Origin of the sequence: Nocardioides sp. LHD-245 (genome assembly GCF_030929495.1) — a bacterium.
GTDB lineage: Bacteria > Actinomycetota > Actinomycetes > Propionibacteriales > Nocardioidaceae > Nocardioides.
Window position 1 is genome coordinate 182,232 of sequence record NZ_JAVFWN010000015.1, and the last position, 12,617, is coordinate 194,848.

The window sequence follows — 12,617 nt, forward strand, 5'->3', positions numbered from 1 at the left end:
ACTGGTCCAGACCAGTGGGCAGCGCGGGGTGAGGTTGGGGGGTAAAAGTCCGTGCGGGCCTGCCGGAGTCCCTCGCGGGCCGATAGACCTCTCCCCGTGGGGCTCCGACCCCACATCGCCGGGGGAGGAGAGGACCGAGGCGGCGAGCCGAATCTCACCGAGGAAGTGCGATGCGTACTCACCACCCGGCCCGCCGCCTGCGCGCGCGACGGCCACTCTCGATCGCCGCGGCGCTGGTCACCACCGCCGCGGCCCTGACCGTCACGGGCTCGCTCGGCGCGCCCGCCGTCGCTGACCCGCCGCCGGCCGCGTCCGGCACCGCGCCCCTCCAGACCTGCACCGCCGAGCAGGTGCGCGCCTCCGAGCGCAACTGGATCTTCGGCAACAACGGCGGCATCGACTTCGGGGTCTCCGGGACGACCGCCACTGCGGTGCGGGTCCCGGGATCCACCGTCGAGGGATCCACCGTCGTGTCCGACACCACCGGTAACCTGCTGTTCTGGTCGAACGGCTCGACGATCTTCAACCGCGACAACCAGGTGATGCCCAACGGCAGCGGCCTGCTGATCAACGCCTCGGCCACGCAGACCGTGGCGTCCTTCCCATCGATCACCAACCCCGGCACGTACTTCGTGGTCACCACGACGGGCGCGTCCGAGGTGGGCGGCGACGGTCAGCTCTACTACAGCAAGGTCGACATGAGCCTCGACGGAGGCCTGGGCGCCGTGACCTCGGTCAAGAACGTGCCCCTCGGCGGATCCGACGACGGCAGCGAGGCGCTCACCGCCGTGCCGAATGCCACCGGCGACGGCTTCTGGGTGCTGTCGACGAAGGCCAACGCGCCGGAGATCCTCGCCTTCGAGTTCGACGGCGACGGCCCGGTGTCCGGCACGGCGGTCGCCAGCACGCTGTCGACGGCCAACGGCAACCAGTACGGCACCCTCAACATCAGCCGGGACCTGAGCCAGGTCGTGCAGATGACCGGCTCCAGCACCGGTCGCTCGCAGGTCCGGGTGCTCGACGTCGACGGCGCCACGGGCGTGCTGACCGAGAAGTTCAGCTGGGACCTGCCCACCGGCTCAGGCACGGGCAGCAACGGCTACTCGGCGGACTTCTCCCCCGAGGGCGACTACGTCTACGCGACCAAGATCTTCGGCGGTGCGCACCTCTTCCGCTACCGGCTCGACGGTGCGGCGACCTCCGCCGACGTCGCCGCGTCCGTCGAGAACCTCTCGGGGATCGGCAACGGCGGCCAGGTCCGCCGGGCTCCCGACGGCCGGATGTACGTCGCCAACCGGGCCGCGACCACGCTCAGCGTCGTCAACACCCCCGACGCCACGGACCCCGGCCTGGTCATCGGCGGCTTCCCGCTGGCCGCCGGCGTCTCGAACAGCTGGGGTCTGCCCCAGACGGTGACCGGCTGCCCGAAGCCGCCGAACCCGCCGGTCGTCGAGGTCGAGGGACCAGGTGACGGCGAGGTCTACTTCGAGGGTCAGGAGGTGCCGGCGGCGTACTCCTGCACCTCTCCGGACAGCACCATCGCATCCTGCGAGGGCCCGGTCCCGGACGGCGAGAACATCGACACCTCGACCCCGGGGGAGCACGAGTTCACGGTGACCGGCACCGACGACAAGGGCCTGAGTACGACGACGAAGGTCACCTACAAGGTCGTCGCCACCGTCGGGCTGTGCCGCGGTACGCCGCTGTCGCTGCTCAACCTGACCCCCGGGACGGCGAATCCGGCTACCAGCCCGTGTGCGACCGACGACCGCAGGGTGCTGCGGATCAACGAGCGTCTCGCGGTGAACCCGGGCCTGCTCGGCGGACTGCTCAACCCGCTACTGCGCAGCACGGTGAGCACCGGGGTGCTGACCGGCACGACCACCACGGGCGCCGGTCTGGCGACGGCGACCGCAACGGTCGACAACGCGAGCGTGAGTCTGCCGGGGCTGGTCACGCTGACCGTGTCGGGTGTGCACAGCGAGGCCCGCTCCCAGCTGCGCAGTTGCGTGGCCGCGGACGTCGCCGGTTCGTCGCATCTCGCGACCTTGACCCTCAACGGCAAGACGATCGCGGTCGGCGACAAGCCGCTGACGATCCCGCTGGTCGTGGGCTCGCTGTCCATCAACCAGCAGGTGCGCACCGGCAACACCGTCACGCAGCGTGCGGTGTTCCTCGACCTGCCGGGCAACCTGCTGGACATCGCGATCGGCGAGTCCACCGCGGGCGTGGTCTGCGGCGGCTGACCGGCGGCTGACCGGCAGCTGACCGGCAGCTGACGGGTGCCCGATCGCGGGCGGTGGGCCTCACCTCCCGCGATCGGGCGCCGAACCGACCTAGAGTCGAAAGCATGACCGACGACGCTCCCGCGAACGGCACCCCCGAGCACCCCGCCGACGGGCCGCCGGCCGCGCCGCCGGCTCCGTCCACCGCGCCGGGCGCTGCACCGTCCACCGCGTCCGGTGCCGGCCTGACGCCCCCGGCCGGGGCGATCGTCACCGACCCCGATCCCGCCACCGACGACCGCGGCGCGGGCGACGCGCCCCCGCCGCCCGTCGGGACCGGTCTCCCGGGCCCGATCGAGCCGGAGTTCCCGACCCGGGCGACCCGGGCGGGCAGCACCGGCGGCGTGGTCGCGCTGGGGACCGGCCTGCTCGGCGCCGCGGTGCTCGTCGGCGCCATCCGCGCCCGCGACGGCGGGGATCTCGACTGGTCCAACTACGGCGTCGGCCTCGGCGCGACCGCGGTGCTGCTCGTCATCGCCGTCCTCGGGGCTCTCGCGGACCGCCGCGCCGGCGGCCGTGCCCGGGAGGAGGTCGTCACCTGGCCGGGTGTCGTCGGCATCGGCGCCACCGCGTTGATGATCGGCATCGGGATCGACCGCGACGACGACTGGGTCGCCTACCTCATCGGCGGCACGATGGTCGCGCTCGCCGTGATCGGGTACCTCGCGGCCCGGCGGGCCGCCTTCGTCGTCGTCGCGATCCTCGGTCTCGCCCTGATCTACGGCGTCGCGTTCGACAACGTGGTCGCCGACAGCATCGGTGACGGCCATCCGCAGGTGACCGCCGCGGTACTCGTGGCCGTGTTCGTCGTGGTCGTCACCCTGCTCGGCTGGGCCCTGCCGAGCAGGGCCGTCTCCGGCGTGGCCGTCGGGGCGTTCGGCCTCGTCGGCTTCCTCGGGATCCTGGGGTCCTTCGCCGTCATGCGCTTCTTCGCGGGGGTCTTCGGCGGCATGTCGATGATGCTCGACCGCGAGACGGGCGATGTGACCTCCGGCCTGGGGGCGGGCGGCGGCTTCGAGGAGTCCGACGTGTGGTGGGTGGTCGTGCTCGGGGGACTGCTCGCCGTGCTGTGGGCGCTGGCCGCCGCGGTGTCCAACCACTCCGGCTTCTCTCTGCTCGCCATCGCCATGCCGGCGCTCGGCGTCCCGCTCGCGTCCGTGGCGCTCGCTGTCGAGCACCCGACCTGGTGGGCCGCGACGGCGGCGACGGCAGGCGGCCTGGTGCTGCTCGCCGGAGTCCTCCTCGCCCGGGTGCGCGGTCGCCGGACCGGGAGTGCCCTGGGGTAGCACGCCCGAGTAGGGACTCCGGGTTAGGTTCCCCCTGTGAGCTTCGTTCCCGTCACCGGCCCCGCCACCTTCCGGGCCGGGGACCCGGCGACCATCGAGTTCACCGACGCCGACGGCGCGCGTCGGGTCGCGCTGCCGGTCAGCGCGGCACTGCCCGTCCTGAGCCGGTCGCGAGCCGACGCCGACGCCCACCCCAGCGTCCAGCTGCTCAGCGGCGCGGCGCTGCTCGGGCTGCGGCTGGTGGCCGCGGGCAAGGTCGTGCCCGACCCGACCGGGCGGACGTGGCGGGTCCACGGTCTGGAGCCCCACGACCAGGACGCGGTCGAGCGCCTCGCCCACGCCCGTGCGTACGACGACCTCCCCGTCGCCGACGCGGCCGGACTGGTCCGCGGCATGCTGGACGCGGTCGCGGGCACGCTCCCGCGCGCGGCCCCGAGCGGTCGCCGCGCCCGCGTCGCCGAGCCGGCCGCCGCGGCGGCCCGGCCCGAGGACTTCGCCGACCGGGTCCGTCGCCGTCTGGCCGTGCGCCGCGACGAGCGACCGGACCGGGACGCGGACGACACCGTGTTGCCCGAGCTGGTGCGGGTCTCCCTGCGGGTGGAGGCCGACGAGGAGGAGCTCGTCGCGGGCACGGTCCGGGTGGTGCTCCAGGTCCACGACGAGCGCGACCCGCTCCATGTCCGCGACGCGGCCCTGCTGTGGACCGGTGGCCCCGCCGAGCACGGCTTCGGGAGCCGGGCCCGGGTGCACGCCAGCATCGCGCTGCGGGCCGCCGCCGACGCGTGGCCGGTCCTCGACCGGCTGCTCGCGCTCGCCGTACCCGACCAGCTCACCCTCGACGGCGCGGAGATCGGCAGCCTGCTCGACCATGTGGGTGCCCTGCGCGACGCCCGCGTCGACGTGCACTGGCCACGCTCGCTCGGCCCGGACCTGACCACGCGCGCCGTGCTCGACCAACGTCGCGACGGGACGGGCCGCAACCCGGAGCTGCCGCTGCAGGACAGCCCGTTCTCGACCGACGGCCTGTTCTCCTTCTCCTGGCAGGTCTCCCTCCATGGCGAGGCGCTCACCACCGCCGAGATGGCCGAGCTCGCCGAGGCCGCCAGCCCGGTGATCAAGCTGCGTGGCGCCTGGACCGTGGTCGACCCGACGACGGCCGCGCGGGCCCGCAGGCGGCTGATCCGCAAGGCCACGGGCGCCCAGGCCCTGGCCGCCGCGCTCGCCGGGATCACCGAGCTGCCCACGACGGGCGACGTGCCGTCGGCGAGCACCGAGGTGGTCGTCGGCGCCAGCCTCCTGCAGGTCCGCGAGCAGCTGCTCGCGGCCGCGACCCGCGCGCCCCTCCCTGAGCCCGACGGTCTGGCCGCCCGGCTGCGCGGCTACCAGCGCCACGGGCTGACCTGGCTCGCCGATCTGACCGGGCTCGGGCTCGGTGCCTGTCTCGCCGACGACATGGGCCTCGGCAAGACGATCACCCTGATCGCGCTCCACCTCCACCGGCTCGAGCAGGGCCTGTCCCACGGCGGCCCGACCCTCGTCGTCTGCCCGGCCAGCCTCCTCGGCAACTGGGAGGCGGAGATCGAGCGGTTCGCGCCCGGCATCCCCGTCCGCCGCTTCCACGGCGGCGCTCGCTCGCTCCAGGGCCTGCGTGGCGGCTTCGTGCTGACCACCTACGGCACGCTCCGCCGCGACATCGACACCTTCGCCGGGCTCACCTGGGACATCGTCGTGGCCGACGAGGCCCAGCACGTCAAGAACTCCCGGACGTCGACGTCGCGCGCGCTGCGACGCCTGACCAGCCGCGCCCGGGTCGCGCTGACCGGCACGCCGGTCGAGAACGACCTGACCGAGCTGTGGTCGATCCTCGACTGGTGCGTCCCCGGCCTGCTCGGCAGCCGCCAGGCGTTCCGCCGGGTCTGGGGCGCGCCGATCGAGTCGGGAGCGGAGCCGACCAAGGCACGCCAGTTCGCGGACCTGATCGGCCCGTTCCTGCTGCGCCGCCGCAAGTCGGATCCCGGGATCGCGCCCGAACTGCCGCCCAAGACGGAGACCGACCACCTGCTCGGCCTGACCCGCGAGCAGGTGGTGCTCTACGAGGCGTTCGTCAGGGACACCATGGCGCGGATCGAGCGCGCCGACGAGGACGCCCGCCGTGGCATGGTGCTCGCACTGCTGACCGGCCTCAAGCAGATCTGCAACCACCCGGCACAGTTCCTCAAGCAGTCCGGCGCGATCCGGCTCGCCGGTCGCTCCGAGAAGCTGGAGCTGCTCGAGGAGCTGGTCGCGACCGTGCTCGCCGAGGGCGGCGCCGTCCTGGTGTTCACCCAGTACGTCGCCATGGCCCGTCTCATCGAGCAGCACCTCACCGCGCTCGGGGTCCCCCACCAGTTCCTCCACGGCGGCACCCCGGTCGCCCAGCGGGAGGCCATGGTGCGGCGGTTCCAGGGCGCCGACGGGCCCGTCGGCCCGGACGGTCCCGGTGTCCCGGTGTTCCTGCTCTCGCTCAAGGCGGGGGGCACCGGACTGAACCTGACCCGCGCCGACCACGTCGTCCACTTCGACCGCTGGTGGAACCCGGCGGTGGAGGAGCAGGCCACCGACCGGGCGTACCGGATCGGGCAGACCCGACCGGTCCAGGTGCACCGGATGGTCACCCGCGGCACCATCGAGGAGCGGGTCGCCCAGCTGCTCGACCGCAAGCGCCGGCTGGCCGACGCCGTCCTCGCCCGGGGCGATGCCGCGTTGACCGAGCTCAGCGACGAGGAGCTGCGCGACCTGGTCACCCTGCGTCGCGAGGCGCGGAGGACCACCGGCTGATGCGGACCACCTTCACCCGCCAGACCCGGCCCGTCCGCGGCGTCCGCTCGTGGTGGGGCAAGGCCTGGCAGCGCGCGGTCGAGGAGGCGGCGTACTCCGACGCGGAGCTGCGTCCCGGACGGACCCATGCCCGCCGCGGCGACGTCGGCGCGATCAGCATCGAGCCGGGCGGGCTGCTCGCCGCCTGCCGCGACGGCGACGACGCCTGGACGGTCGAGATCACGATCCCCGTCCTGGACGACGCGGCCCGGACGGCGCTGGTCGAGGTCGTCGCCGCCGAGTCCGGGCGGATCGCCGAGCTGCTGGCCGGCAACCTCCCGCACGACCTGGTCGAGCATGCCGAGGAGGTCGGTGTCGAGCTGCTGCCCTTCGGCGGTGAGCTGGCGGCGACCTGCACCTGCCCGCACTACCTCGACCCCTGCCCGCACGCCGTCGCGGTCCTGATCCAGGCCGGCTGGCTGGTCGACGCCGACCCGCTGGTGCTCCTCGCGCTGCGCGGCGTCGGCCGGGACCTGCTGCTCGCCGAGCTCCACGCGCGCACGATCACCCCGCGGGACGCCACCGACGACGCCCCAGTCTCGGCCGACCTCGCCGACGACGTCGAGCTCGTCGTCGATGCGGCGGTCCGTGCAGCACGCCTGCTGCCGCTGTTCGAGGCTGGCGCCGAGCTGCCCGACGGGCTGGTGTGAGCCGCCCGATCATCCGCCGGGTCAGTCGACGAGATCGGCCGGCGTGATGGTCACCGGGAAGGGCAGCTCGGCGGACCAGGACTCGTCCCCCGTCACGTCGGCGATCTCGACGTACGCGCCGTCGCGCAGCTCCCAGGCGATCAGGCGCAGCCGGACGGGGTCGATCACCCAGTACGACGCGACGCCGGCTCGCTCGTAGCGCTTGAACTTGGTGTTGAGGTCGTAGAGGGCGGTGCTCGGCGAGAGCACCTCGACCGCGAGGAGCGGTGGGCCTTCGACGTAGCCGTGCGCGGCGATAGGCTTCTTTGTGATCACCACGATGTCGGGCTGGACCGCAGTCTGATTGTCGATGATGTCGAACGGAGCTGGCAGCACCTTCAGGCCGGGCGGTCGGAGCCCGAAGAGAAGTGCCGAGAGGTGCATGACGACGTCCTGGTGCTCCGGGGAGCAGCCGGCCATCTCGGTCAGCACCCCGTCGATGAGCTCATAGCGGGCGCCCTCGCCGGTCAGCTCCGCGACGTCCAACGCCGTCAGCGCTCGACCGACGGGGATCCCCGCCAGCAGGTCCGCATCCGGCGACAGGCTGGTCATGACCACCATGGTGCCTCACCTCCGTGGGATTTCCGAGAGTCATGGGGCCATGCTGGCTGCTGTGGAGTGGCCTCGCCACCGTTGATCGGGGACCTGTGGAGAACCCCGGCAGTCGGCGGTCAGGGGAGCGGTCGGGCCAGCGCGTCGAGGTGGTCGTCGAGGGCCCGGGTGGCCGCGCGCCGCAGCCGAGGGTCGCGCATGGCGTGCAGGGCGAGACCGTCGAGGAGGGCGTGCAGGGTGGTCGTCTCGCGCCCCAGGTGACGATCGGCAGCGATCTGGCCGGCGTCGCGCAGATCGGTGAGGCACTGCAGGCACAGCGCGCGGATCGCCTCCTGGGCGTCGTCGGCCAGCGCGGTCAGCTCCTGGTGCCGGGGGCCCTCGGCCAGCAACGCGAGGTGCACGTGCATCTCGACGGTGCGCTCGTCGTCGAGGGGGAGCAGCTCACGCAGGGCGGCGACGGCCCGGCGCCGCGGGTCCCGCACCCGGCGGTGACGGGCGACGCGGGCTGCGGCCCGCTCGTGCGCCAGGCGCATGGCGAAGGCGAGGAGCTCGGCCTTGGTCGGGAAGCTGTGTCGCAGCGAGCCGAGGACCAGACCGGCCTCGGCGGCGACGGTCCGCAGCGACACCGCGCCGACGCCCTCGCGGAGCACGAGCCGCCACACCGCCTCGCCGATCAGCTGTCGCCGCTCGTCGTGGTCGATCGTTCGCGGCATGTCTTGATGTTAGCACGATCGTGCTACTGTCCTGGTTCTGGCATGCTCGTGCTACGAAAGGAGTGTGACCGTGTTCGTCGCCGGCTTCATCGCGGCTTCCGAGATCGGCCTGTGGGTGCTGCTGGGCCTCGGCCTCGCGCTGCGCTACGTCTTCCGCCGACGCCGAGCGAGCACGGTCACCCTCGCCCTGATCCCGCTGCTCGACCTCGCTCTCGTCATCGCGGTCGCGGCCGACCTGCGCCGCGGCGCCGAGGCCGGTACGACGCACGGGCTGGCCGGGATCTACCTCGGCTTCTCCATCGCCTTCGGCCCCGCGATCGTGCGCTGGGCCGACGTCCGCTTCGCGCACCGCTTCGCCGACGGCCCGGCTCCGGTCAAGCTGCCCAAGCACGGCCCGGAGCGGATGGCGGCGCTGTGGCGTGAGTGGTTCCGGGTCGTGCTCGCCGCGGTCATCGCGTCGGTCGTGATGCTCGGGCTGGTCGCCCTCGTCGCGGACGGCGACCAGGACGGCGTCCTGCTCGACTGGATCCGGCCGCCGTGGACGCTCGTCGGCCTCTGGTTCCTCTTCGGGCCGCTCTGGGAGCTGCCCACCTCACGTCGGGTCGATCAGAGGGAGGCGGAGAGCGCCAGCTCGCGCAGCTCGTCTTGATAGGCCGCGTAGGCGGTCCGCATCGCGGCCGCCGGCCAGTCGGTGGGCAGCAGGGCGGCGGGCAGCAGCGGGTCGGCCGCCAGGTGGCGCACGAGGTGCGCCGCGACCGCCAGCCGCGGTGCGGGGGCGGTCGTCCGCTCCAGGCGTCGGAGCAGACGCCGGCCCTCCCCGGCCCAGGCGGCCAGGTCCCACAGGCCGGCGGCGAGGCGCGCGGGATCCTCCCCGGGCGTGGCCGCGAACGTCATGAGGACCGTCTCGTCGGCGTACTCCTGCGGGCGACGGAGGTTCGCGGGCCGGGTCCACACGCCTTCCCGCAGCTCCGCCAGCCGGTACGACGTCAGCCGCTCGCGCAGTGCGGCGCGCTCGGCGCCGGTGCGGCCGGTGACCACGACGACAGCCATCTCCCAGGTGCCCTCCCAGGCGGTCTCGGCGTCGAGGACCGCCTCGTCCTGCCGGCGCTGGCGGGCGGCGAGCCGCTCGCCGAGGACGTACTGACGGGGGTCGTCGGCGTCCCGCTCCAGGTCTCCCGCTGCCACGGCGCGGGTGAGCGCGACCCGGACGGTCGTGGGCGGGATGCCGAAATGCTCGCCGGCGCGGACGAGCTCGGCGGCGGACATCCGGTCCGGGTGCGACCCGAGCAGCAGGCTCAGCATCGCCGAGCGCGCCGACAGCGGGGCGATCTCCTCCATGCGGGCAATGCTACACATCTAGACACGATTGTGGAGCGATATGTAACATCGTCGTATGGCCGACGAAGCACCGTGGCGCCGCTCCGCGACCGAGGGCGACGAGTCGCCCTACCGCGCCGCCGCGCCGCTGTCCGACGAGGCTCCGGCGTACCGGACCCTGACCTACGAGGTCGACGACCGGGTGGCGCGGCTGACCTTCGACCGACCCGAGCAGGGCAACTCGATCACGCCGGACACCCCGGTCGAGCTCGCCGACGCGGTCGAGCGCGCCGACCTCGACCCGCGGGTGCACGTGATCGTGCTCAGCGGTCGCGGCAAGGGCTTCTGTGGCGGCTACGACCTCGCCGCCAGTGCGGAGCATCTGATGGACGGCGGCATGACCGGTGCCGCGTCGCGGAGTGGCACGGTGCTCGACCCGACCGTGCAGATGCTCAACCACGACCCGGCCGGCACCTGGGACCCGATGGTCGACTACGCCATGATGAGCCGCTTCACGAAGGGCTTCGCGAGCCTGCTCCACGCGAACAAGCCCACCGTGGCCAAGATCCACGGCTTCTGCGTCGCCGGCGGCACCGACATCGCGCTGCACTGCGACCAGATCGTCATCGCCGCCGACGCCAAGATCGGCTACCCGCCGACCCGCGTGTGGGGCGTGCCCTCCGCGGGGCTGTGGGCGCACCGCCTCGGCGACCAGCGGGCCAAGCGCCTGCTCCTGACGGGAGACACGCTCACCGGCCGCGAGGCCGCGGAGTGGGGCCTGGCGATCGAGGCGCCCGCGCCCGAGGATCTCGACGAGCGCACCGAGCGGCTGGTGCAGCGGATCGCCGCGATGCCCCTCAACCAGCTGATGATGGTCAAGCTCGCCCTCAACTCCGCCCTGCTCGCCCAAGGCGTACAGAACAGCCAGCTGATCAGCACCGTCTTCGACGGCATCTCCCGCCACACCCGCGAGGGCTACGGCTTCCAGCAGCGCGCCGCCGAGGCGGGCTTCCGGCAGGCCGTCCGCGAGCGCGACGCGGCGCCGTACGACGACGGGGGTCCCTCGACCAGCAACGTCACCGACCGCACTGACCGCACCGACCGCACCGACCGCAAGGGGTAGCGACATGTCCACGACCCACGACGTCTTCAACCAGGTCCCGCCGCTCACCGGCCACGACACCTCCGCCGACCCCGCGCTGCTCGAGGGGATCGAGCGCGAGGGCGCCGGCTGGGCGCTGCCCGGGATCCAGGAGGTCGGCCGACTCGCCGGCACCCCCGAGGCGATGGAGCTCGGCCGCCTCGCGGAGCGGGTCCCGCCGCGGCTGCACACGCACGACCGCTACGGCCGGCGGGTCGACGAGGTGGAGTACGTCCCGGCGTACCACCGGCTGATGGAGACGGCTGTCTCCCACGGCATCCACGCGGCCCCGTGGGCCGACGACCGCCCGGGCGCCCACGTCGCGCGGGCCGCGAAGTTCTACTCCTGGAACGTCGACGCCGGCCACGGCTGCCCGATCTCGATGACGTACGCCGTCGTCCCGGCCCTGCGCGCGAACCCGGAGCTCGCCGCGCGCTTCGAGCCGCTGCTCACCAACCGCGAGTACGACTTCGGGCTGCGCGACCCCGAGACCAAGCGCGGCCTGATCGCGGGCATGTCGATGACCGAGAAGCAGGGCGGGTCCGACGTACGCGCGAACACGACGACCGCGCGCCCGCAGGTCGACGGCTCGTATCGGATCGTCGGCCACAAGTGGTTCACCTCGGCGCCGATGTCCGACCTGTTCCTCACCCTCGCCCAGGCGCCGGGCGGGCTGTCGTGCTTCCTGCTCCCGCGCGTGCTGCCGGGCGGCGAAGCCAACCCGATCCGCTTCCTGCGGCTCAAGGACAAGCTCGGCAACAAGTCCAACGCGTCGTCCGAGATCGAGTACGACGACGCCGTCGGCTGGCTCGTCGGCGAGGAGGGCCGCGGGGTCAAGACGATCGTCGAGATGGTCAACATGACCCGCCTCGACTGCGTGATCGGATCCGCCTCGGGCATGCGGTCCGCACTGGTGCAGGCCGCCCACCACGCCCGGCACCGCTCGGCGTTCGGCAAGCTGCTCGTCGACCAGCCGCTGATGCGCAACGTCCTCGCCGACCTCGCGGTCGAGTCCGAGGCCGCCACCACCGCGATGATGCGGCTGGCGGGCGCCAACGACCGTGCTGTGCGGGGGGATGCGGGAGAGGCGTCCCTGCGCCGGCTCGCGCTCGCCGCGACCAAGTACTACGTCTGCAAGCGCGGCCCGGTCCTCGCCAACGAGGCCCTGGAGTGCCTGGGCGGCAACGGCTACATCGAGGACTTCGACCTGGCCCGGATCTACCGCGAGCTGCCGCTCCTCTCGATCTGGGAGGGATCCGGCAATGTCGCTGCCCTCGACGCCCTGCGTGCCATCGGCCGTGAGCCCGAGTCGCTCGACGCCTTCTTCGGCGAGGCCGAGCTGGCCCTCGGCGCCGACGCCCGCTACGACGACGCGGTCACCTCGCTCAAGAAGGAGCTCACGGACTTCGACGACATCGAGCTGCGCGCCCGCCGGCTCGTCGAGCAGATCGCCGTCGTCTTCCAGGCCGGGCTGCTGATCCGCCACGCCCCGACCGCCGTCGCGGACGCCTTCTGCGCCACCCGCCTGGCCCGTGACTGGGGCAGCGCCTTCGGCACCCTGCCCGCCGGCCTCGACCTCGCCCCGATCCTGGAGCGCACCGAGCCGGGCTTCTGACCGGCCTGTGTGCGGTTCAACTACCGAATTCGTCGCCGATCCAGCGGCAAGGTCAAGCGGTCTAAGCAACTCCTAGGCTGCTGCCGGTTTGGTCAGCAGCCGGTCCAGCGCTTGGGCTGGGGTCTGCATGTCAAGAGTAGGGCGTGGCCGGGCGTTGAGGCTG

At 73.1% G+C, this 12,617-nt stretch carries 10 protein-coding genes; 7 read left to right on the forward strand and 3 right to left on the reverse strand.

The window, feature by feature from the left end; translation table 11 throughout:
- Positions 1 to 170: 170 nt before the first annotated feature.
- The 4 genes from RB608_RS21815 to RB608_RS21830 all read left to right on the forward strand — a co-directional run bounded on the left by RB608_RS21815 (position 171) and on the right by RB608_RS21830 (position 7,077).
- Positions 171 to 2,246, forward strand: coding sequence for a hypothetical protein (locus RB608_RS21815; protein WP_308090168.1), 2,076 nt, complete (start codon positions 171 to 173; stop codon positions 2,244 to 2,246).
- A gap of 104 nt (positions 2,247 to 2,350) precedes the next feature.
- Positions 2,351 to 3,571, forward strand: coding sequence for a hypothetical protein (locus RB608_RS21820; RefSeq protein WP_308090169.1), 1,221 nt, complete (start codon positions 2,351 to 2,353; stop codon positions 3,569 to 3,571).
- Positions 3,572 to 3,607: 36 nt separating this feature from the next.
- On the forward strand, positions 3,608 to 6,388 hold the full coding sequence (locus RB608_RS21825; RefSeq protein ID WP_308090170.1) for an SNF2-related protein: 2,781 nt from the start codon (positions 3,608 to 3,610) through the stop codon (positions 6,386 to 6,388).
- Positions 6,388 to 7,077, forward strand: a complete 690-nt coding sequence (locus RB608_RS21830) for an SWIM zinc finger family protein (protein ID WP_308090171.1) — start codon at positions 6,388 to 6,390, stop codon at positions 7,075 to 7,077. Before RB608_RS21825 ends, RB608_RS21830 begins: the two co-directional genes overlap by 1 nt.
- Before the next feature lie 21 nt (positions 7,078 to 7,098).
- Here the strand turns inward: RB608_RS21830 and RB608_RS21835 are convergent, their stop codons facing one another.
- Together RB608_RS21835 and RB608_RS21840 are read right to left on the reverse strand one after the other, a co-directional pair.
- Positions 7,099 to 7,668 (reverse strand): Uma2 family endonuclease, encoded by a 570-nt coding sequence (locus RB608_RS21835; protein ID WP_308090172.1) that lies wholly within the window; start codon positions 7,666 to 7,668, stop codon positions 7,099 to 7,101.
- A gap of 119 nt (positions 7,669 to 7,787) precedes the next feature.
- The gene (locus tag RB608_RS21840; RefSeq protein WP_308090173.1) at positions 7,788 to 8,381 is read right to left on the reverse strand and encodes a TetR family transcriptional regulator C-terminal domain-containing protein; all 594 of its coding nucleotides are present in this window, start codon (positions 8,379 to 8,381) and stop codon (positions 7,788 to 7,790) included.
- Between the two features lie 64 nt (positions 8,382 to 8,445).
- Here RB608_RS21840 and RB608_RS21845 point away from each other — a divergent pair, with 64 nt between their 5' ends.
- The gene (locus tag RB608_RS21845; protein ID WP_308090174.1) at positions 8,446 to 9,030 is read left to right on the forward strand and encodes a hypothetical protein; all 585 of its coding nucleotides are present in this window, start codon (positions 8,446 to 8,448) and stop codon (positions 9,028 to 9,030) included.
- On the opposite strand, the gene RB608_RS21850 is transcribed toward RB608_RS21845, so the two are convergent.
- The gene (locus RB608_RS21850; protein WP_308090175.1) at positions 8,988 to 9,719 is read right to left on the reverse strand and encodes a PaaX family transcriptional regulator C-terminal domain-containing protein; all 732 of its coding nucleotides are present in this window, start codon (positions 9,717 to 9,719) and stop codon (positions 8,988 to 8,990) included. The two genes, RB608_RS21845 and RB608_RS21850, sit on opposite strands and share 43 nt — an antisense overlap.
- Positions 9,720 to 9,774: 55 nt before the next feature.
- On the opposite strand from RB608_RS21850, the gene RB608_RS21855 reads away from it, so the two are divergent.
- Positions 9,775 to 10,821, forward strand: a complete 1,047-nt coding sequence (locus tag RB608_RS21855) for a crotonase/enoyl-CoA hydratase family protein (protein ID WP_308090176.1) — start codon at positions 9,775 to 9,777, stop codon at positions 10,819 to 10,821.
- Positions 10,822 to 10,825: 4 nt separating this feature from the next.
- On the forward strand, positions 10,826 to 12,454 hold the full coding sequence (locus RB608_RS21860) for an acyl-CoA dehydrogenase family protein (protein ID WP_308090177.1): 1,629 nt from the start codon (positions 10,826 to 10,828) through the stop codon (positions 12,452 to 12,454).
- Positions 12,455 to 12,617 lie beyond the last annotated feature (163 nt).

What these genes read in the sequence shown, in the direction of transcription:
- RB608_RS21815 (WP_308090168.1), top strand. Translation starts at nt 171, where the DNA reads ATGCGTACTCACCACCCGGCCCGCCGCCTGCGCGCGCGACGGCCACTC.
- RB608_RS21820 (WP_308090169.1), top strand. Translation starts at nt 2,351, where the DNA reads ATGACCGACGACGCTCCCGCGAACGGCACCCCCGAGCACCCCGCCGAC.
- RB608_RS21855 (WP_308090176.1), top strand. Translation starts at nt 9,775, where the DNA reads ATGGCCGACGAAGCACCGTGGCGCCGCTCCGCGACCGAGGGCGACGAG.
- RB608_RS21850 (WP_308090175.1), bottom strand. Translation starts at nt 9,719, where the DNA reads ATGGAGGAGATCGCCCCGCTGTCGGCGCGCTCGGCGATGCTGAGCCTG.
- RB608_RS21840 (WP_308090173.1), bottom strand. Translation starts at nt 8,381, where the DNA reads ATGCCGCGAACGATCGACCACGACGAGCGGCGACAGCTGATCGGCGAG.
- RB608_RS21830 (WP_308090171.1), top strand. Translation starts at nt 6,388, where the DNA reads ATGCGGACCACCTTCACCCGCCAGACCCGGCCCGTCCGCGGCGTCCGC.
- RB608_RS21860 (WP_308090177.1), top strand. Translation starts at nt 10,826, where the DNA reads ATGTCCACGACCCACGACGTCTTCAACCAGGTCCCGCCGCTCACCGGC.
- RB608_RS21835 (WP_308090172.1), bottom strand. Translation starts at nt 7,668, where the DNA reads ATGACCAGCCTGTCGCCGGATGCGGACCTGCTGGCGGGGATCCCCGTC.